Source organism: Coleofasciculus sp. E1-EBD-02 (genome assembly GCF_040218245.1).
Lineage (GTDB): Bacteria > Cyanobacteriota > Cyanobacteriia > Cyanobacteriales > Coleofasciculaceae > Coleofasciculus.
The window spans coordinates 1-19601 of the sequence record NZ_JAVJQN010000094.1 but is presented as its reverse complement, the minus strand read 5'-3'; the positions used below and the strand labels follow the sequence as shown (position 1 = coordinate 19601).

The 19601-nt window shown below is 45.2% G+C and carries 20 protein-coding genes and 2 pseudogenes; 11 read left to right on the top strand and 11 right to left on the bottom strand.

Going from position 1 to position 19601, the window contains the following annotated elements; genetic code table 11:
• Nucleotides 1-448, top strand: a 448-nt coding sequence (locus RIC07_RS15685; protein ID WP_446395346.1) for an RNA-guided endonuclease InsQ/TnpB family protein, incomplete at its 5' end; no start/stop codon positions are given.
• Nucleotides 449-623: 175 nt separating this feature from the next.
• On the opposite strand, the gene RIC07_RS15680 is transcribed toward RIC07_RS15685, so the two are convergent.
• Both RIC07_RS15680 and RIC07_RS15675 read right to left on the bottom strand, forming a co-directional pair.
• Nucleotides 624-941: a hypothetical protein gene (locus RIC07_RS15680; RefSeq protein ID WP_446395345.1), complete on the bottom strand. Its 318-nt coding sequence runs from the start codon at nucleotides 939-941 to the stop codon at nucleotides 624-626.
• A gap of 235 nt (nucleotides 942-1176) precedes the next feature.
• Nucleotides 1177-2328 (bottom strand): UDP-sulfoquinovose synthase, encoded by a 1152-nt coding sequence (locus RIC07_RS15675; protein ID WP_006101158.1) that lies wholly within the window; start codon nucleotides 2326-2328, stop codon nucleotides 1177-1179.
• 107 nt (nucleotides 2329-2435) lie between these two features.
• Here RIC07_RS15675 and RIC07_RS15670 point away from each other — a divergent pair, with 107 nt between their 5' ends.
• Both RIC07_RS15670 and RIC07_RS15665 read left to right on the top strand, forming a co-directional pair.
• Nucleotides 2436-2894, top strand: coding sequence for a GNAT family N-acetyltransferase (locus RIC07_RS15670; protein WP_446395344.1), 459 nt, complete (start codon nucleotides 2436-2438; stop codon nucleotides 2892-2894).
• Nucleotides 2895-3151: 257 nt separating this feature from the next.
• The gene (locus RIC07_RS15665) at nucleotides 3152-3697 is read left to right on the top strand and encodes a PEP-CTERM sorting domain-containing protein (protein WP_446395343.1); all 546 of its coding nucleotides are present in this window, start codon (nucleotides 3152-3154) and stop codon (nucleotides 3695-3697) included.
• 153 nt (nucleotides 3698-3850) lie between these two features.
• Here RIC07_RS15665 and RIC07_RS15660 read toward each other — a convergent pair whose 3' ends face one another.
• The 6 genes from RIC07_RS15660 to RIC07_RS15635 form a co-directional block, all read right to left on the bottom strand.
• Nucleotides 3851-4726 (bottom strand): SDR family oxidoreductase, encoded by an 876-nt coding sequence (locus RIC07_RS15660; protein ID WP_446395342.1) that lies wholly within the window; start codon nucleotides 4724-4726, stop codon nucleotides 3851-3853.
• A 208-nt stretch (nucleotides 4727-4934) separates the two neighbouring features.
• A complete protein-coding gene (locus RIC07_RS15655) occupies nucleotides 4935-5063 on the bottom strand; it encodes a glycine zipper family protein (protein WP_446395341.1) in 129 nt (42 codons plus the stop codon).
• Between the two features lie 32 nt (nucleotides 5064-5095).
• A complete protein-coding gene (locus tag RIC07_RS15650) occupies nucleotides 5096-5473 on the bottom strand; it encodes a hypothetical protein (RefSeq protein WP_446395340.1) in 378 nt (125 codons plus the stop codon).
• A 99-nt stretch (nucleotides 5474-5572) separates the two neighbouring features.
• Nucleotides 5573-5824, bottom strand: a complete 252-nt coding sequence (locus tag RIC07_RS15645; protein WP_446382009.1) for a TIGR02450 family Trp-rich protein — start codon at nucleotides 5822-5824, stop codon at nucleotides 5573-5575.
• 188 nt (nucleotides 5825-6012) lie between these two features.
• The gene (locus tag RIC07_RS15640; protein ID WP_446395339.1) at nucleotides 6013-6615 is read right to left on the bottom strand and encodes a rhomboid family intramembrane serine protease; all 603 of its coding nucleotides are present in this window, start codon (nucleotides 6613-6615) and stop codon (nucleotides 6013-6015) included.
• A gap of 269 nt (nucleotides 6616-6884) precedes the next feature.
• Nucleotides 6885-8822 carry a S9 family peptidase gene (locus RIC07_RS15635; RefSeq protein ID WP_446395338.1) on the bottom strand — a complete coding sequence of 646 codons (1938 nt, stop codon included), beginning with the start codon at nucleotides 8820-8822 and terminating at the stop codon, nucleotides 6885-6887.
• A gap of 547 nt (nucleotides 8823-9369) precedes the next feature.
• On the opposite strand from RIC07_RS15635, the gene RIC07_RS15630 reads away from it, so the two are divergent.
• The 6 genes from RIC07_RS15630 (at nucleotide 9370) to surE (ending at nucleotide 15749) form a co-directional block, all read left to right on the top strand.
• Nucleotides 9370-9693: a hypothetical protein gene (locus tag RIC07_RS15630; RefSeq protein WP_446395337.1), complete on the top strand. Its 324-nt coding sequence runs from the start codon at nucleotides 9370-9372 to the stop codon at nucleotides 9691-9693.
• A gap of 353 nt (nucleotides 9694-10046) precedes the next feature.
• Nucleotides 10047-10556, top strand: a complete 510-nt coding sequence (locus tag RIC07_RS15625; protein ID WP_446395336.1) for a PEP-CTERM sorting domain-containing protein — start codon at nucleotides 10047-10049, stop codon at nucleotides 10554-10556.
• A gap of 794 nt (nucleotides 10557-11350) precedes the next feature.
• On the top strand, nucleotides 11351-12082 hold the full coding sequence (locus tag RIC07_RS15620; protein WP_446395335.1) for a PEP-CTERM sorting domain-containing protein: 732 nt from the start codon (nucleotides 11351-11353) through the stop codon (nucleotides 12080-12082).
• Nucleotides 12083-12632: 550 nt separating this feature from the next.
• Nucleotides 12633-14354: a rhomboid family intramembrane serine protease gene (locus RIC07_RS15615; RefSeq protein ID WP_446395334.1), complete on the top strand. Its 1722-nt coding sequence runs from the start codon at nucleotides 12633-12635 to the stop codon at nucleotides 14352-14354.
• A 356-nt stretch (nucleotides 14355-14710) separates the two neighbouring features.
• Nucleotides 14711-14935, top strand: coding sequence for a helix-turn-helix domain-containing protein (locus RIC07_RS15610; RefSeq protein WP_446381999.1), 225 nt, complete (start codon nucleotides 14711-14713; stop codon nucleotides 14933-14935).
• A 25-nt stretch (nucleotides 14936-14960) separates the two neighbouring features.
• The gene (gene surE, locus RIC07_RS15605) at nucleotides 14961-15749 is read left to right on the top strand and encodes a 5'/3'-nucleotidase SurE (RefSeq protein ID WP_446395333.1); all 789 of its coding nucleotides are present in this window, start codon (nucleotides 14961-14963) and stop codon (nucleotides 15747-15749) included.
• Between the two features lie 299 nt (nucleotides 15750-16048).
• Here surE and RIC07_RS15600 read toward each other — a convergent pair whose 3' ends face one another.
• The 3 genes from RIC07_RS15600 to RIC07_RS15590 form a co-directional block, all read right to left on the bottom strand.
• A complete protein-coding gene (locus RIC07_RS15600) occupies nucleotides 16049-16276 on the bottom strand; it encodes an indolepyruvate ferredoxin oxidoreductase subunit alpha (RefSeq protein WP_446377919.1) in 228 nt (75 codons plus the stop codon).
• A 105-nt stretch (nucleotides 16277-16381) separates the two neighbouring features.
• Nucleotides 16382-16573, bottom strand: a complete 192-nt coding sequence (locus tag RIC07_RS15595) for a hypothetical protein (RefSeq protein ID WP_446395332.1) — start codon at nucleotides 16571-16573, stop codon at nucleotides 16382-16384.
• A gap of 194 nt (nucleotides 16574-16767) precedes the next feature.
• The gene (locus tag RIC07_RS15590) at nucleotides 16768-18519 is read right to left on the bottom strand and encodes a thiamine pyrophosphate-dependent enzyme (protein WP_446395331.1); all 1752 of its coding nucleotides are present in this window, start codon (nucleotides 18517-18519) and stop codon (nucleotides 16768-16770) included.
• A gap of 681 nt (nucleotides 18520-19200) precedes the next feature.
• Between RIC07_RS15590 and RIC07_RS15585 the strand changes: the two are divergent.
• Nucleotides 19201-19305 (top strand): annotated as a pseudogene (locus RIC07_RS15585) (IS607 family transposase); the annotation flags it as partial.
• A 68-nt stretch (nucleotides 19306-19373) separates the two neighbouring features.
• Nucleotides 19374-19601 (top strand): annotated as a pseudogene (locus RIC07_RS15580) (hypothetical protein); the annotation flags it as partial.

The following is a 19601-nucleotide window of genomic DNA, read 5'->3' as shown; positions in this document are numbered from 1 at the left end:
GCGTAAAGATTTTGCGGTTAAGCTAGCAAGATGCGTAATGAAATCTAACGATTTCGTGGCGATTGAGGACTTAAATGTTCGAGGACTGGTTAAGAACCATAGATTAGCCAAGTCAATATCAGATGCTGGTTGGACAATATTCCGCGAATGGCTGGAATACTTTGCCAACCTATTTAACAGAGAATTGGTAGCAATAAACCCTAGCTTTACCTCGCAGGATTGCTCTTGCTGTGGAGCTAGGGTTAAAAAGTCTTTGAGTACCCGCACTCATGTTTGTAGCTGCGGTACTGTCCTCGATAGAGACTGGAATGCTGCCATAAACATTTTGATCAAGGCTTTAGATAGCGTAGGGCATACGCGAATCTCCCAGGAATACTGGGTAAACGCTTCCGGACAGTTAGCCCTCTGGTGTATTGATGAAAATCAATACTCTAAGGCTTCTGGATGAGAGAAGAATCCCTCGTCTCAGGCGAGGGAGTGTCAAATCTGTCCTAACCTCAATGGCACTAAAATCAACCTTTTTGGATCGCCGAAATCCTTATATACCCTAGGGTGGGTTGAGCGAAGTCGAAACCCACCAGCCAAAATTTCAGTACCATTTATCCTCATCTTGATGGCGACAGTTAGAACAACGAAGGATCTTCAGCGTTTTTGGGCGGTAAGGTACAGAGTCCATGAATCCCAATCGCCGCGATAATTCCCCCTAGTAAAACGCCCACACCTTCAGCAAAACAGTTAATTCGATGTCTATTTTCTGCGGCTTGGGCAATGGATAAATCCCGCATTGTCGAAGATGGAGATTCAGACAACTGTTGATAATATCTTTGGTGACGCTCTAATGCTACCCATTCTGGGAAAAGATAATAGGCACTGAGAACCGATGCAGCGAAACCGGGTAAGACGACAAACACGAGAAGAATTGTCGATTTTATCATCATCATGACAAGCTATGAAAATCTGGCTATTCCCAGGGAAAGATGAGATAGGGTAAGAGGAAACCAAGAGTTTCTAGTTCCTCTTACCGAAACCATTAGTTCAGTGATTATCCTGGGCTGTTCTAGACCGAATTGGGTTGAAAAAACGGGAACATCAATCACCGCAACCCCTATTTTTTCCCGTTGATGTTTTATGTCTTCCCTACCATAGTCCTGAATCCTGAACCGATAGTCAAGAGCTTTAGCGCCGCCAAGACACCTTGGGTAAGATTTGTTTTTCATCTACACGGTGCTTGTACTTGCTGGCAAAGTTAAGTAAGGAATCGATCAGGGAATCAGAGAGGTAATGGGGTTGGAGTCCTAAACTTAACAGGCAAGTATTTTTGGCGTAGAAATAATGCTGTTCTAACTCAACTCGTGGGTTATCGAGGTGCTTAATGTCCACATCGATATCCAAATGGGTGCCAGCATTTTTCACCATCACGGCTAAGTCGCCCACGCTGAACATTTCCGTGAACTGGTTAAATACGCGGAATTGACCCGGATCAGCCGGATTCGCGATCGCGAGTTCGACACAACGCACGGTATCCCGAATATCTAAGAAGCCTCGGGTTTGTCCCCCTTTACCATAGACCGTTAAAGGATGACCCACCGCCGCCTGGATACAGAAACGGTTTAAGGCAGTACCGAAAACGCCATCGTAGTCGAGGCGGTTAATCAGCATCTCATCCATTCCGGTTTCTTCGGTTAAGACACCATAGACGACACCCTGATTCAGATCCGTTGCCCGGAGTCCCCAAATCTTGCAAGCAAAGTGGATATTATGGCTATCGTGGACTTTGCTCAGGTGGTAGAAGCTACCGGGTTGTTTGGGATAGGGTAAGGTATCTTTACGCCCATTATGCTCGATGGTGATGTAGCCTTCTTCGATATCGATATTCGGCGTTCCGTATTCACCCATCGTCCCCAGTTTGACCAAATGGCAATCGGGGAAGTCTTGTCGCATGGCGTAGAGAATATTTAATGTCCCTACGACATTATTCACCTGAGTCAGTACCGCATGTTCGCGGTCAATCATCGAGAATGGGGCAGATCGTTGTTCGCCAAAGTGAACAATTGCCTCCGGTTCAAACTGATGCAGGGATTTAATCAGGAAATCGTAGTCGGTGATATCACCCACGAACAAGTCAATGGATTTACCCGTCAGATCCTGCCAACGTTGGATACGGTGTTGAATCGGTGCAATTGGCGTCAGGGTTTCTACACCCAGTTTCATATCCCAGTGACGGCGCACCAGGTTATCCATAATCCCGACGTCGTATCCTTTTTTGGATAGATGCAGGGCGGTTGCCCACCCACAATAACCATCGCCACCAATAACCAAGACTTTCATAGTCAATCCATAAAATTGAAGAGCCGATACTCGGTAAATGTATCAGGTTTCGGGTACTCTCGAACCATTAAAATCAGCGATCGCACCATAAATCATCCTACAGGCTCATGACTCAACCGTCTCTACCCGCCAACTGTACCCTCCGACGCGCCTCTTCTGGGGATCGGGGCGCGATTTTCCGATTGGTACTGGGGGCAAAACTTGATCCGACTCAGTTACGATGGCAGCAATTCTGGGTGATTGAATGTCAGGGACAGGTGGTAGCATGTGGGCAGTTACGCCAGTTTGCTGACGCCCAGGAGTTAGGGAGTTTAGTTGTCGCCCCAGAGTGGCGCGATCGCGGTTTGGGAAGCTTGCTGACGCAGCATCTGATTCGTCAAGCCAGCCACCCCCTCTATCTGGAATGCTTAGGAACACGCCTAGCCCAGTTTTACAGGCGCTTTGGCTTTGTGCCAGTTTCCTGGCAAGAGTTGCCGCGATCGCTTAAATTTAAGTTCGGCTTATCTCACTTCGCTAAGATTATCTTGCGAATTCCCGTAGAAATTATGACTCTATCCCCTCACTGAATAAATACCTAGACATGAATTTTGTTAGTTAATTGAGTTAAAGATCCTAATCATAGACATTAAATGTAACTTACAATACAAAACCAGTGTAATATTGAAATTATTAATTATATTTATGTAAAAAATAATAGATGAGATTGACTTGACAAATACAAATGAGTATGGTTTTATAAATACTTCTACAGATAGAGGAAACATTCCTTTATTTAGTTATTTAATTGTCACAGTTGTTTCACTTCCTACAGGGTTTCCAATTTATGAAACTTAGCTACTCGCCTTGGCTGGCTGCATTCACAGTTGCTACCACTGCCGCTACCGTAACGATGGTCAATTTATCCCCCGCTACAGCCGCTTCAATGAAATATGATCTACGAATCAATGGTATAGACGTTGTATCACCAGCACTGGGGGGTTCAACAACAATAAACAACGTAGATATAGGTTCCTTCACCACGAACGATTCAATGGATGCAATTGAGTCGGTTTCTCTAAGGATGGGAGAGATCCGATTTGATCAAGGGGAATTTGTGACCAATGGCTCCCAAACCGATATTCTGTTCAGTACGTCGTCTCAGAGTCTCACTCTGTTTGACATACTGCCACTTCCGCAAGAAATTGGTGGGATGGTAACTGGAGGAGCAACTTTAATAAATGGAGACTTCAGTGATTCTGTCTCCTACAAACTAACTAAAGTTCCTTCTGTTCCTGAACCCCTGACACTCCTTGGTTCAGCCGCCGCATTAGGTTTTGGAGTCGTACTCAAGCAAGAGCATTCGAGAAAGAAGAATAAAGTCAACGAATAATTCTAATCTTATAGGAAAGTAATTTCCGGGTTTTATGGGGTGCATCCCAAAGGGCGCAAACCTTGCGCCCCTACAGTCTATTTGAATAGAAATCAAATAATTAAGGCTTGTTATAAATGATTGAACCCTGTAGAGACGTTGCATGCAACGTCTCTACAATCTATCCCGCAATGCCTCTAACTCTTCTCGCAAGGATAAAGGATTATATCCTAACGCAAACGCCTTGGAACTATCTAAGGAAACATCTGAAGGTCTTGGCGCTGCCATTTTTACCTCTGCTTGTCTACAAGAGTTTAATCCAGCTTTGGGTAATCTTAACACATCAACCAGCAGACACCCAAATTCGTAACGTGATATCCGCTCTTTTCCCCCCAGATGCAGGTAGCCTTGAACGTTATCGAGGGCTAACAATAACCCTTTCGCTGCGGTGGTTCCACCCACGGGTGTGCGAAATTCATCAACAAATAATTTTAACTCGTTTCCGGCTTGTAACGTTTCAATAAATGGCTGAATAAAGCTGATTGCCGTTGGTGTCGCCTGACCAAACATTAAGGGCATTCGACAAATTGCTGTCTGAGGATAACGGGTTAACATCAGATTTTCAGCCCTAACTTTTTGCTCTCCATAATAACTAATTGGCGAAACCGGATCAGTTTCCCGATAGGGTGGATTTAAACCATTGAATACCAAGTCAGTGGAGGTAAATACACAAGGAATACCATAATCCGCACACAGCCCCGCGATATCCCCAGATGCTGTCACATTTATTACTTCCGTTTCCTGGGGATGCATTTGGCAAAAATTGGGGCTAGATTGAGCCGCCGTATGAATAACTGCGTCGGGTTTAATAGTTTGGAAAATCTGCTTAACTTCCTGAAAATGGGTTAAATCAACTTTTAGTATGTTTATGTCTGGACTATTGGCAGATTTAGAAAGGCAAGTTCCATAGACATTCCATTCTAGTTTTGACAACTGGCAAGTATGCCAACCCAAAAATCCACTAACACCTGTAATCAATAGCCTTTTCATGTGATTAGATTGACTTATTTATACATTTTAGCCTTGTAAATAAGAGCGGATTTTGTTATTCAGCTATTGGTAACAAGCAAGGGCAGGTTTTGTTGTTCATCTATTGGTACAAGCAAGGGCGGGTTTTGTTGTTCATCTATTGGTACAAGCAAGGGCGGGTTTTGTTGTTCATCTATTGGTACAAGCAAGGGCGGGTTTTGTTGTTCATCTATTGGTACAAGCTAGCTTTAGTGGCTAAACCCGCCCCTACAGTGGTTAAACCCGCCCCTACAGTGGTTAAACCCGCCCCTACAGTGGTTAAAACCGCCCCTACAATTGACCCTTCGACTACGCTCATTTTTCCTTTAGATATTCAAATGTAACCTCCCATCACTTTGACTCACAGGTTAGTACTTCATTAACAGGGGCAAATCCTTCGGGGTCATCATACCCCACTAACTCAGAATAGTAATTTTTGTTTTGCAGGAGAATAACCCGCGCTGTGTCCAAGGGAGTATCATGAAACGTGAGTTCCCGTTTCGTTGTCAGCGTAACATTTTCATCAACAGTTGAGGGAAACTGTTCATAAGTAACAATCGTACTTCCCTCATCTTCTGTAATGGTGATATATGACCTCATTCCCAAAGGATTAGGTTTTCCAGAATCAGGATTATATTGACAAACTCTACTACTGCTAGAAGCCGCGCAACTTAACGGAAAAATGATGAAAGCTAAAGCAACAATCAACTTTGACGAATGATTTTTCATAAGACCTTACCTGAGCAACAATATTTTAATAGTATCGGGATATTTCTATCCTATTGAGTATTCATTGAACTGTTTTTTCCCTCCAGCCAACCTCTCACTTTATAATTCATCCTCTTCTATTTCCTTCATTTCTTGTAAAGACTGCCAACCTGGTTTCCACAAAGAACGGTCTTTAAGTTGTTTAGCATTTAACCAAAAGCGAACAGTCGTGTCACAGGATGCCACCATTTCGGCAAAAACCCATTGACCCTGATTTTTGCGGTTAACTACTTGAAAATGCCGCCATCCCCAAGTCTGTTGCGTCGCTGTCCATTTGGAACCAACCAAATAAGGAAATTTTTGTTTTGCCATTAATAATTGGGAAAGTATTGACCTTTCACGTCATTCGGCGGCGGTGTGTAGGGGCGGGTTTCACTATTATCCTGTCTTACTAAACCCAGATGTAACTAAACCCACCCCGATCAAATTTTGAATTAGTTTGCTTATCTCCCCTATCTCCCAGACGCGCCATGGCGCGTCTCTACATGCTTCCCCATTCCTCATCCCTTACGCTGAGACAACAGGCGTGCAGCGATGATTCCACCAATAAAACCAAATAAATGCCCTTCCCAGGATACACCAGGAACTGTTGGTAAAACTCCCCAAATCGCGCCTCCATAGAGAAATCCGACAATAAGTGACAGTAAAATAGAGGGAATATTGCGTTGAAAATAGCCGCGCAATAGGAGAAAGCCGAGATAACCAAACACTAAACCGCTAGCGCCAATGTGTAAACCCGGAGAACCAATTAACCATACTCCTAAACCGCTAACAACCATGGTGATGGCAGTGACAATAAAAAAGTCGCTGGTTTTTTGTAACATGACGAACCAGCCGAGGGTGAGAAAGGGGATAGTATTGGCAATTAGGTGAGGTAAACCCCCATGGAGAAACGGGGCAAATAGGATACCCCTTAACCCAATAATTGTCCGGGGTAAAATACCATAACCGTCGAGTGCGCCTTGGAAAATAACTAAATCAATGAGTTCCAAACCCCACATCACCGCGACGAGTCCGCCTAAAATGGTAGCCTGGGTTTTGACTTCACGGGCAAGGGCTTGGGTTTCCTGACGGACAAGTTTTCGGGTTTCCCGGTTACTCATGGCTGAACCCTCTGAGATAAATTGTTGAGTACTAATGGTTCTAGGTTAGCAAGTTCCGGTGACATCCTCCGACAGCAATCCTGGGGAAGGGCGGGTTTTGGATGACATGGTATTAATTTCCCCCTTAATTAAATCCCGAAACCCGCCCCTACATCAAACACAGATGCAATCCTGGGGAAGGGCGGGTTTTGGATGATATGGTATTACTTTCCTCGTTAATTGAATCCCTAAACCCGCCCCTACAGTTCAATTTCCCGATAAAATAGGGGTTAAAAATTGTCGATCGCGACGGGTTCGATGGGTTCGGCTAACTCAAACCGGAATATCCGCGAATAAAAGTATAACTCGGCTTCCAAGGTGCGCTTGATGTTCTCCGCCCGTCGGAATCCATGCTGTTCTTCGGGGTAGGTGATGTATGCTACGGGTAATCCTTTTGCCTTCAAAGCCTCCACCATCGTCTCGGCTTGGTTGGGGGGAACCACTTTATCCTCTAACCCTTGGAAGAAAATCACCGGACAGGACAATTTGTCGGTAAAATGAATCGGCGATCGCGCTTTGTACAAGTCTTGGCGTTCTGGATAAGCACCAATTAATCCATCCAGGTAACGGGATTCAAATTTATGGGTATCGGTGGCTAAGGTTTCCAAGTCACTGACGCCGTAATAACTCGCCCCAGCTTTAAATACATCCCGGAAGGTAAGGGCGGCTAAGGTAGTATACCCCCCAGCGCTACCGCCTGCGATCGCTAACCGTTCTCCATCAACGAATCCTTGTTCCGCCAGGTACTTTGCACCATTGGCGCAGTCATCGACATCCACAATTCCCCATTGATTCTGGAGGCGTTGGCGATACTCGCGTCCATACCCTGTACTTCCGCCATAGTTAACATCGAAAAAGGCAAAGCCGCGACTTGTCCAATATTGAATTTTTAGATTAAAGGTACTGGATGTGGATGCAGTTGGTCCACCATGACTTTTGACAATCAGAGGCGGTTTCTCGGTTTCGGGTGCTTGATAGTCTTTATTTTGGGGGGGATAGAAGAAGCCGTAAGCCGTTTTACCGTTTTCCGTGGGAAATGCGATCGCCTGTGGTGTCGAGAGGTATCCTTTATCTATATCTAATGTTGTCGATTGACGCAGAACCTCTATCTGTTGGTTGGTTAAGTCCATTTGAACAACGGCGGTGGGTTCGGTAGCGGAACCCCCAATAAAGACAACGCGATCTGCTGTCACCTGCACCGATGAAATACTGGTATGAGGGGTTTCAATCGGGTTTAATTGTTTCGTCTGCAGATCGATACTCCCCAAGCGCCATCGCCCTTGTACCGTATAGGCACAGATTAGGCGATCGCGGGATGAAATGCCATAAGTAGACATACCAAACACCCACTGGGGAAGACCAAACTCCGCCTCCATTTCACACACAGGTTCTACTGCTTGCTGATTCCAGCGATACAGATTCCACCAGCCAGTCCGATCACAAACGAAGTATAATGTGCCATCAGCAGACCATTCCGGTTGAAAGATTGACTCATCAACCCCACCTGCAATACATTTAGCTTCACCGAGTAATCCATCGCCTTGAATCGGCGCCACCCACAGTTGTGTCCCATCCCATGGCATATTCGGATGATTCCAACTCAACCAGGCTAACTGAGAACCATCCGGACTTAAGCGGGGTGAGGCGTAGAAGTCATGTCCTGAAGCGATAATTTGGATAGAGTCACTATTGTTTAAAGGAATACTGACTAACGTGTTAACGGGTTCTGCACCATCACTACTGTGATCTTCACGCACACAAATCAGCCGTTGTCCCTGAGAATCAATTATCAGATCAGCATAGCGGAGAGTTCCTGCTGACTCTGGGGTGATGGGTTGAGGTTCTGCATCCCCTGTCTGCTGGTAAAGGCGCTGATCCTGATAATTGGCAAAATAAATAATCCCATCTTTAACCGCGTAAGCACCACCACCATATTCATGAACGCGAGTACGCACATTCAAAGGAGAAAGTGTAATATCTGCGATCGCGCCATTCGCCTGACGGCGTACAATCACATTACGTCCGGCTTCCATGGGTCGTGCTTCGATCCAGTAGGTATCCGTACCATCTAGGGCGATACTCCCCAAACCAATCGTACCCGCCACGATGAGTTCGGCGACGATGGGAGAGTTCCAGGAACCGTAGGGAGTAAGTTGTGGTTGAGTCATTGTTAATTGTCTCTGGGTTTTGCCAACCTTTATAAACTAATATATAGTTTTAATATAGATTTTTACATTTGGAATCAAACTGAAATCTCTTTGTTAAAATCTCTTCGTATTTATCCCTAAAATACTTTGGCACAATGACCAACAGGCTTTCCTCCGTACAACAGGCTTATTCCGATACATAATGGCTTGCCGTGCTTTACGTAGTTTTACGGAATCAGCGTCCTGTTTGTCAAGCCCAGGCAAAAAGGCGGTTACAGCCCTGTCAAGATACATCAGCCCCCCATCCCCTGTCATCGCCCTATTCTAAATTAAAGTAAAAAAAGATACGATACTATACACAAATCATTATAAAGCTTGGATAAATGGTTAGTATTTAAGCCAGTCATAAAAACAAGGCGGCTGGCTACAGAATGGTTTAACCCTTTAGTCGTTGGACTTTGACCGCCCTTAACCACTCAGTTGCTGGGGCGGTTTTTTGTGAAATGGGCAATTTTAAACGAACCAATTCATTGTAAATCATCAAAACAGAGACAGCATTACGCCAGTAGTGGCATGGCACACATTATTAGATGAATTAACCATTAGCCCCGAAACCGTAGGGGCGCATGGCGTGCGCCCAATTCAATGGTCAAATCTATTCCATCATTTTAGCTGTGTCAGTCCAGTAGTGGCATGGCACACCTTATTTGATGAATTAACCATTAGCCCCGAAACCGTAGGGGCGCATGGCGTGCGCCCGATTCAATGGTCAAATCTATTCCATCATTTTAGCTGTGTCAGTCCAGTAGTGGCGTGGCACACCTTATTTGATGAATTAACCATTAGCCCCGAAACCGTAGGGGCGCACCGACGTGCATCCGTGTCAACTTAAGACTTTGTATGACTAGCGCTCAAAGTTTAGATCCCCCTAAATCCCCCATGCAAAAAAAGCGAAGCATCCTCTGGCTTCCCCCTGTTTAAGGGAAGAGGGGAATCTGAAGGAGGACTTTGATTAATTTCTGGTTCCCCCCTTTTGAAGGGGAACTTTGATTAATTTCTGGTTCCCCCCTTTTGAAGGGGGGCTAGGGGGGATCTCTTCTTAAGTAAGGGTTTCAGCCTTAAGTTGACACCAATGACCGACGTGCGCCCAATTTCACGGTCAAATCTAATCCACAATTTTAGCTGTGTCAGTCCAGTAGGTCTTGAAAAGCACCCAAGTAAACATAAAACTTTACCGATGGTCATGTGCGTCCCATCAGTCCCTTCCAAATTGGGGTAGGACCAGGAACCTCCTCTCATAGTCCAGGATTACAAATTAATGACTTTTTCCGAGCAGAGGATGGCTACAGAATTGATTTAGATATTAGCTATGATGTAGAGTCCACAAGACCCATTCAGAGTTCTGACTTAAGCTTTGATGCTGTTGTCGGTTCTGGACGAGTTGAAGTGACTGATACGGTGTCAGATATGAATGGTAATGAAGTTGGACGCCTCTTTGCCGATAATATTAGAGACAATGATGTTCCTTTCCTCGCCGACTCGGTGGTCTTTGATAGGTCTGTCACTCAGTTTCAGGTACTCAAGCAGATTAGTATGAACAGTGAACCGGGGACGGGTCTATCGAATATGACCACGATTGACCAAGAATATGCCCCGGTTCCCGAACCCCTGACTATCCTGGGTTCAGGGGCTGCTTTAGGGTTTGGCGTCGCCTTCAAGAAAAAACATTCGCGGAAAAAGAACAATCAAAAGTAAACAGCCGCGTTAACCACGTATCCTCCTGACTTTTCACGGTATATGGCGCAACGTGAGTGTAGAGACGTTGCATGCAACGTCTCTACTTTTTGGTTACTTGTGCCGATAGGCAAAAAATCTCACCATATCAAGATAAAAATAAGAGATTCTTGAACGTTAATATATATATGTGTCAATAAGTAAAATTACTCAATCACTCACTCCGATCGCCTCCTCAGTAGGACTTGTTAGAAATGAACGCGATCGCCGGACTATTTTCTCCGTATATTTACGGAATTGCCACGGATTCTGATCAAGCACAGTAATCCTAGGGCGTCACCCAGTCCAGATAAGGATTTGAGCTAGCAAGCATTCTTGATCTGCCATGGCGTGAAGGCAGATGAACTCAATAGTTAGGGATGGAACTACGCCGATACTAAAGGTCGTTAAATTGACAACAGCATACACAAAACTTTATAAAGTTTTGATGAAGTCAAGGGCTTGTTCTATAAAGATTCTGTAAAGATACGAAAAATATCTTGCCAAGAAAATTAGATCGTTATATGTTATGTCTATAACCAAAGACTGAGTATCTATCCAACTAAAGATAGAGATAGCAAAAAGGCGGACGCTGAAACGAGGTTCCACTCGAATCAGCGGAAGTCACTGATACCAAGATATAGCAGTATCAAGGTATTCATAACCTATCTTTAGCCGCCTACTTATTAGGTTTGTGAAATGCAATTTCAGATAAATACTAACTCTCTTTGGTAACTTGTGTCAACTTGACCTAAATTCGGAGATATATATATAGTATGAACCGTCAAAGTGCATTTGCTGTTGCTTGTGCCGCTAGTGCTACCGCCATTTTAGGATTAATGGCGAGTCCGGCTCAAGCCGTATCTTTGGGAGAGTTGATCGACACTAATGACACTTTCACCGATGGAGGTTTAACGTTTAGCAACTTCAGCTTCCAAGTCGCTTGCCTCGATTTCAGCGATCCTGAGGCTACCTGTGAAGAGCTATTGGAGGCTGGTAATGTCCGTCCAATTAGTCCCTTTCAAATTACAGTTGGTCCAGCCACCACTCCTCATGGTCCAGGAATACAGTTTATTGACTTTTTCCGAGCTGAGGATGGCTACGGCATTGATTTAGCCATCAGCTATGATGTAGAATCCACAGTACCCATCAATAAATTTTACCTAAATTTTGATGCTGTCCTAGATTCTGGGCGAGTTGAGATTATTGAGACAGTAACATCGAACGGTAATCCCACTAAACAACTCTTCGCCGATAATATCACAGGAGGTGATTTTCCTGACCTAGCTGACTCTGATACCTTCAGTACACCAGTCACTCAGTTTAGTGTACTCAAAGATATTAATCTGACCAGCGTACCGGGTACGGGTCCATCAATTATGAGCACGATTGACCAAGAATATGCCCCGGTTCCTGAACCCCTGACTATCCTGGGTTCAGCGGCTGCTTTAGGGTTTGGCGTTGCCTTTAAGAAACAGCATTCGCGAAATAAGAAAAACATCAAATAAAAAGCTACGTCAACAAAATTTCTAACGATTTATTCATTGTTGTCAATCTCCCGCCACCAGTCATTGGTTAGGCGGGTTTTTGTGGAATTAGCGATTTTTCGGTTAACCCAACCTGAATCAAGGATATTGGGTCAGAGCAGTTGAACAAGTATATATACTCAGGATAATATGAGGTTTATGAAGCGTTGATGAAGACAAAGGCTTGTTATATTTTTATATAAAGATTATGTGAGGATTGGGAATACATTCAGTAGCTGAAATTTCACCGCCGTTAACCACCCAGTTGGTAGGGCGGATTTTTCTTGGTTATCAATGTTTTGCCAACATCTGTAGGGGCGACCCGCTGCATTAAAATAGGAGAACCCACCTATCAATTTGATCGGGTCGCCCTCCGCGTGATATCAGCAATTAAAGACCAATAATATTGGGGTTGCCCCTGGAAAAAATTCACACAAGCAACCCATTCATCTTATCGAGGAACCCAGCATCAAGTATCAAAAATTATTGAACACCATCTACATTTAGACTGGGGCGAGTCGAGACAGGTTAATTGTCACACCTCAATAGTTGCTCAGCGACTCGCCCCTACAACCCCGAACCCGATAATTCCCACAACCGCGATCGCGTCTTGGATCGGGTTATCGTTGAAAAGGTGAACTTCGCCTACTTCTCCCAACCCGATCGCCAATCACCGTTGATGGATATTAATCAGTTACTCCTGTGGATTGTCTGCACCTCCTGCATTCTGAACATTATCGTCGGAATCCGTCGTGCCAGTATTTCGGATTCAGCCGTGTACATCCGTAGCTGGATGATTGTTTCCGGTTTAGTGTTAGCCACAACAGGTGTCTTGTATGTCCTCACTCCAGAGAATGCAGGCTGGATTGGCGGGGGGTTATGGGGATTGTTGATTTTAATGCCGATTCTGGGGTTTAGACTCATGAATCAACTGGCATATCAGGAACGCTTTGGTGCAGCTAGCCGACTGGGTAAACTACTCTGTTGGCTACACCCCGCCCAGAATTGGCGTCAATTTGCTGAATTATTGGACACGCTGGAACAATTGAAGCAGGGTTCAACGGTTGAAGCCACGGCGATTATTAACCGCTACAAAACCACCAATCGCCCTCTGGTGCGACATACCATCGCCACTCTCTATAAAATGGAGGCGCGTTGGCAAGAGTTGCGAGAATGGATTGAAACCAACGTACCACAGACCGCGCTGGAACATGATCCCAGTCTGATTCTGTACTACCTGAGAGCGTTGGCAGAGATGGGGGACTTAAATCGTTTGCTCACCCAAGTTGATCAGTTTGAACGTATCTTAGAACGGAGCGATCGCGGCATCAATCAGAGTCAAGCGTATTTATTTGCCTTTGCCTTTTGCGGTCAAAAAGCCCAAGTCGTCCAATTGCTCACTGGACCCTTAGCATTTTATCCAAAGTACATTCGCCAATTTTGGCTGGCTACAACAGATTGGGCGGCGGGAGACGTAGAGGAGGCGCGTCAGCAACTATTGGCAATTTCTAACCGCCATACTGGACTCTACCGCCATGCGATTCAAGCTCGTTTATCTCAGTCACCTGTCAACCCTGATGCTGTTTTGACTCAATATTCTCAGCAGATTTTAGCGCGACTGACACTCAATCTCCAACATCAAATGCGATACGGTTCCAGAGAACGGTTTCTAGGTTCTAGAGCCTATACGACTTGGGCAATTATTGGATTAAACCTGATTGTATTTGGATTGGAAATTCACTTTGGCGGAAGTGAAAATCCGCAAGTTTTATACAAACTTGGCGCATTAGTACCAGAGGAAGTTCTCGACGGGGCTTGGTGGCGGTTATTAACCTCAACATTTTTGCACTTTGGATTTCTGCATCTATTAATGAATATGCTGGGTCTGTATATCCTCGGACCCTTTGTCGAATATGCGCTTTCTGGGTGGCGATATTTACTACTTTACCTCAGTAGTGGTGTTGGTTCGATGTTGGTAGTATCTCTAGCCACTCATTTCGGATACTCTGAGGCGCAATTTGTAGTTGGAGCATCCGGTTCCGTGATGGGGATTGTGGGCGCCACGGCGGCTATTTTACTTCAGGGATGGCGGCGCGAAAAATCGCGTTTAGCGTCTCGTCGTTTGCGGTTTATTTTATTTATTATTGCCTTTCAAGTTATCTTTGACCTATCAATTCCTCAAGTAAGTTTCACAGGTCACACGTCAGGCTTAATTATCGGTTTTTTGGTAGGGCTTATGCTGTACCATAAGTAATACTAAATCCGGGTTAACTACCCCCGTTTGGGTTAGGACAAGGCAGAGAGCAGAAAGGGTAGAAGGAAAAGTACCCAAGTTAAGAAGAGAGTGACTTCATCAGATTTGGTGTAATGATCTCCCCCTTCCTTCGTCGGGAAAGGAAGGAGGTTAGGTCTACAGATCTTCCGAGTTCGTAGGTTCTGGCGGCAGATCAAACATGATTTCCAGGGGAACTGTTGGCATCAGTTGCTTTTTTTGTTTGCCAAAGATGATTATATACTATAGCGTCAAAACTTATTCGTCAACGCTTAAGTGTTTAGGCTATAGCATTTAACCTCTAGTTCTGGTACATAAATGCTCATAAGCTAAAGGATATGTACCGAGTTAGAGTCAGAGTTAAAGAGCTGTGTCAGGAAAAAGACTGGAGCCTCAACGAATTGAGCTTGCGTTCTGGTGTCACCTATAGCACCGTTAGGCGTTACGCCCTGCAATCCTTGGGCAAAGTCAACATGGATACTGTGTGCAGGATAAAGGAAACGTTTGGTTGTTCTTGGGAAGAATTGCTGGAAGTACAAGGGGATAGTTCGTTCAATGAGTAAGTAGTCAGGAGTCACACTGAATTTGATGAAATTGCTGATCAGCAACGATGACGGAATTTTTGCCTTAGGGATTCGCACCTTGGCTGATACACTGGCACAAGCGGGTCATGATGTTACCGTCGTTTGTCCAGACCGAGAGCGATCGGCAACAGGTCACGGTTTAACCCTCCATGATCCCATTCGCGCCGAAGCGGTTGATACGGTTTTTCACCCGGCGGTTAAAGCTTGGTCTTGTTCTGGAACTCCCTCAGATTGTGTAAAGTTAGCATTGGGAGCCTTAATTGATAGTCCTCCCGATTTAGTTCTATCGGGGATTAACCACGGTTCTAACTTGGGAACCGATATCCTTTACTCTGGCACGGTTTCCGCCGCCATGGAAGGGGTTTTAGAAGGAATTCCCAGTATTGCCTTCAGTCTGACTAGCTACACATCAAAGGAGTTTCATGTTGCCGCCACGTTCGCCAAAAGCCTGATTGAGCGACTCTCTCAGCAACCCCTAGCTAAAGTCATGTTACTCAATGTTAATGTACCGCCCGTGAGTCAGGCAGAAATTGCCGGGGTAAAGGTTACTCGCCAAGGAATTCGTCGCTATTTCGACACCTTTGAGAAACGAGTTGATCCACGGGGTAAAACCTATTATTGGTTAGCCGGTGAAGTGATTGAAGATATAGAACAACCCCCCCATTCCCATCTTCCCCCCGATTTAGCTACCGATGTTCAAGCCGTTAAGGAAAACTATATTGCGATTACGCCCCTGCAATACAATCTGACGGATATTGCTGGCGTCTCTAGTTTGCAGAGTATAGAGTTTTAAGTCATTTAGATAGGGCGGGTTTAGTGACATTAGAGTGGGCAAAAAACGATAGTAGTGAAACCCGCCCCTACATATAAAACTCTTTTCTAGTTAAGGCTTGCTGGAAAACTCCCAAACCCTTAGCTATCAAGGCTTTGAGTGGTATTGATATTTGCTCCTATTCAAGGAAAAAGGGTTTAACCCTGTTATACCCTTGCACCGCTATCAGGGAAAATGTACTATGGCTTCCCCTGCTCCCCTTGCTCCCCCTGCTTCCCCTGCTCCCTACCCCCACCACAATTTATTCAGCAAGCCCTAATCTATTGGGGGGTTTTCTGTAACTCCGGTCGCTCTTCCGGAACGATCGCGCCTTCTACAGGACATACCTGTAAACATATACCACAATCGATGCAGGTATCGAAATCAATCCAATACCAGTCTGTCCCCTTGACATTTTTGCCAGGACCAGGGTGAATGCAAGCAACTGGACAAGCATCGACGCAATCTGCAACCCCTTCGCAGGTTTCCGTAACAATAGTGTGAGACACGCTATTCCCTCTCGTAGTTACAGGACATTGAGAGATGATCCCCCATGGGTTTTATGTTACTGCATTATCGGCAAGGAATCCATGTATCTCAACACCAATCAACGATTATAGTGTGCCGTTTATTACTCCACGTTTTCCCTGACAATTCGCCAAATAGGAATGAATGAGACTTGTTTCAGGTGTATCTTTGACTTCTCGACGAGTTTTGATCAGGAAGCCACCAATGACATAAGCCGCCAATAATAGTGCGATTCCGATGACAACCTGAAGCACGATATTACTAGGGCGTTTTTTCATAGCTGATTAAGTTTGAACATCTTTTGCAGGGGTTCCTGTTGATCAGAAGTCAGTAGAGACGTTCCGCCGGAACGTCTGCATCCAGCATGTCCTCTTGCCGCTTTAGAGTTTGTAGTAAGCGCTTTAGCGCTTCTGGCACGCTTCGTGCCTACTACGAACCTAGCTTAAGTCAGTGACATTTGACATAAGACAAATTAAAGGAGTTCTCTTACCTTATCCGACAACACTGTCAGCGCAATCTTCTCGCGATTGGGTTCCCCTCGGGCGAGAGATTCAGCCAACTTACTTGCCTGATCCAGACTGATTTTGCCCGGAAATGGCGGTTCATAAGGATCAACGATCGCGTCCACAATCACCGGACCCGGTGTATTTAATGCTTCCTCTAAAATATCGCCACATTGGGCGGGATCATCAATGGTGAAGCCAACTCCGCCACATGCCCGGGCAAAGGCAGCATAATCAATCGGTTGCAATTCACAGCCATATTCGGGATTCCCCAGGAAAACCATTTGCTCCCATTTAATCTGACCCAATGTATTATTCTTGATGATAATAATTTTGATCGGGAGTTGATACTTGACACAGGTGGCAAACTCTGGCATCAACATCGAAAAGCCACCATCGCCCACAAACGCCACACACTGACGGTCAGGATAGGCAATTTGGGCGGCGATCGCGTAGGTTAACCCACAAGCCATAGACGCCATGGTTCCGGATACGGAGTACATTTGCCCCTGCTTAACCGGAATATAACGGGCTGACCAAGTGGTAATCGTACCGGAATCAGCGGAAATAATCGCCGTATCCGATAACTGTTTCCCCAACTCCCAGGCGACGACTTGCGGTTTCATCGGCTGATCCTGACGAGTCCCCCGTTCTTCCATTAACTCCCACCATTTTTGGGTTTTCTCCTGCGCCTTCTCCAGGAAACTTCGGTCTTCCTTGCGGTTTAACATCGGTAGCAGGGCGCTAATCGTGGAACGTGAGTCACTCACCAAACCCACTTCCACCGGATAGCGCAAGCTAATATGCATGGGTTCGAGATCAATCTGAATTGCCCGCGCTTGACCGGGTTTAGGCAGAAACTCCATATAGGGGAACGTCGTTCCCACCATCAGCAGAGTATCGCACTCTTCCATCACTTCCTGGGAGGGTAGAGTGCCAATCAAACCTAATCCACCTGTAGTATAAGGATTGCGATCGGGAACCACGGTTTTCCCTAATAAGGCTTTCACAATCGGTGCGCCTAACGTCTCAGCCAGTTGTTCCAGTTCATCCTTTGCCCCTAACGCACCGCGACCGACTAAAATTGCCACCTTCTTGCCTGTGTTGAGAATATCGGCAGCCCGTTGTAAATCCTCTTGTGCCGGAAGTCCCGCACTGCGGGCGTAGACTTCAGAGGAGTGATGCAGAACATTACGGCGTGAACTTTTTTCTGGTGCACTTTGGGATTGAAAGTCAATGGGAAATGTGATGTGCGCCACACCATGATGCTGGAGAGCCGCACGGCAAGCGAGATTGGTGATACCTTCAACATGGGCAGAACCCATCACCCGCGTATTGTAAATCGCCACATCCATGAACACCTTGTCCAGGTCTACATCTTGCTGGGAATGGGTGTTAATCAGATCGTGGTAGTGGTGACCCGTAATCGCTAGCACAGGTTGACCATCCATCTTGGCGTCATAAAGACCATTAAGCAGATGCAGACCCCCAGGACCTGATGTGGCAAGGCAAACGCCTAACTTGCCTGTATATTTCGCATAGGCACAAGCCATAAACGCGGCACTTTCTTCATGGCGTACCTGGATAAAGCGGATTTGGTCTTGGCGTTGGCGTAGGGCTTCCATGATGCCATTAATGCCATCACCTGGCATGCCAAAAATGACTTCAACCCCCCAACTTTGCAGGGTTTCAAGCAGTATATCGGATGCAGTAGTTGTCATAATTACTCGGTTTTTCTTATAGTCCTTTTTCCATACCCATGTTTTCTGGGCATCGATGTTTTTGGCTAGGGTAAAATCGGTGTCCCCTACAGCCAGGTTGGATATCTGACGTTTCCCACTCGATTATCCGTTTTAGGACAAAATCAATTCTTTTAACAATATTCGATTTAAATTTAAAACTTGATCTATCTAAAGGAAGTTTTTGGCTAAATGATATTAATTTCGCCAAAGTCTCTGTCTTTAGGCAGATAAGTAGGTTGGTGGAAATAAACTCAACACTATTAAGTTATGTAAATAGACTTCAAACCCTTACATAAACATAAGACGAATGACGTAGCTTGCTTCTCAAGGGAGCGAGTATGACGAATGACAAATGACGAATGAGGATCTGAGCCATTAACGTTTATTGTCCCTACCGACTTATCTCAACGAAACTGAATTCGGACATCCACATAAGGTTATCGGTAAAACCCAGCCCTGTTTCCAGACGTGTCATGGCACGCCTGCCCCCACCCTATCGCTCGATCTATTGGCGTCTGGCTGTAACTGGGTGCAGAATGATTTAAGGGTTAACTAACAGTCCGTAAATATCTAGACAATTAGTGACATAACTGGACATTTCCTGTGATATAACCAGGCAATGTCTAGTTTACCCCCCAACAAGCAGCTACTCGACTTTTTGTGACGGTCTTGCACGTTGCACCGATGGGAACTCAACGGCTGGCTGATGAGCTTCTCGGACGGCTGGTGGTCCGGAGTCGATATGATATTGTTGACTTAATTGGTACATAAGGGAGTCGAAGTCATAAGCAAAAAAAAATAGTGACCGAACTGAGGGAGGTAACCAAAAAGCGATGACGACGATAACTTATTGCAAAGGCTTGCCAACTCCCGCCGATGAACTTAATCCCATCGGTTTTACCGAATTGGAGATGTTGTTAACTTCATTGTCCGATATATTTTATCAAGCAACAGTTGAAACCGTTAACCATTTATTAAATAAAGAAATAAAATTTAATCAAGCCAGTTGGAATAGTCTTATGCAAGAGAAATACGGAATCAGCAAGCGTTATGCTAACGGA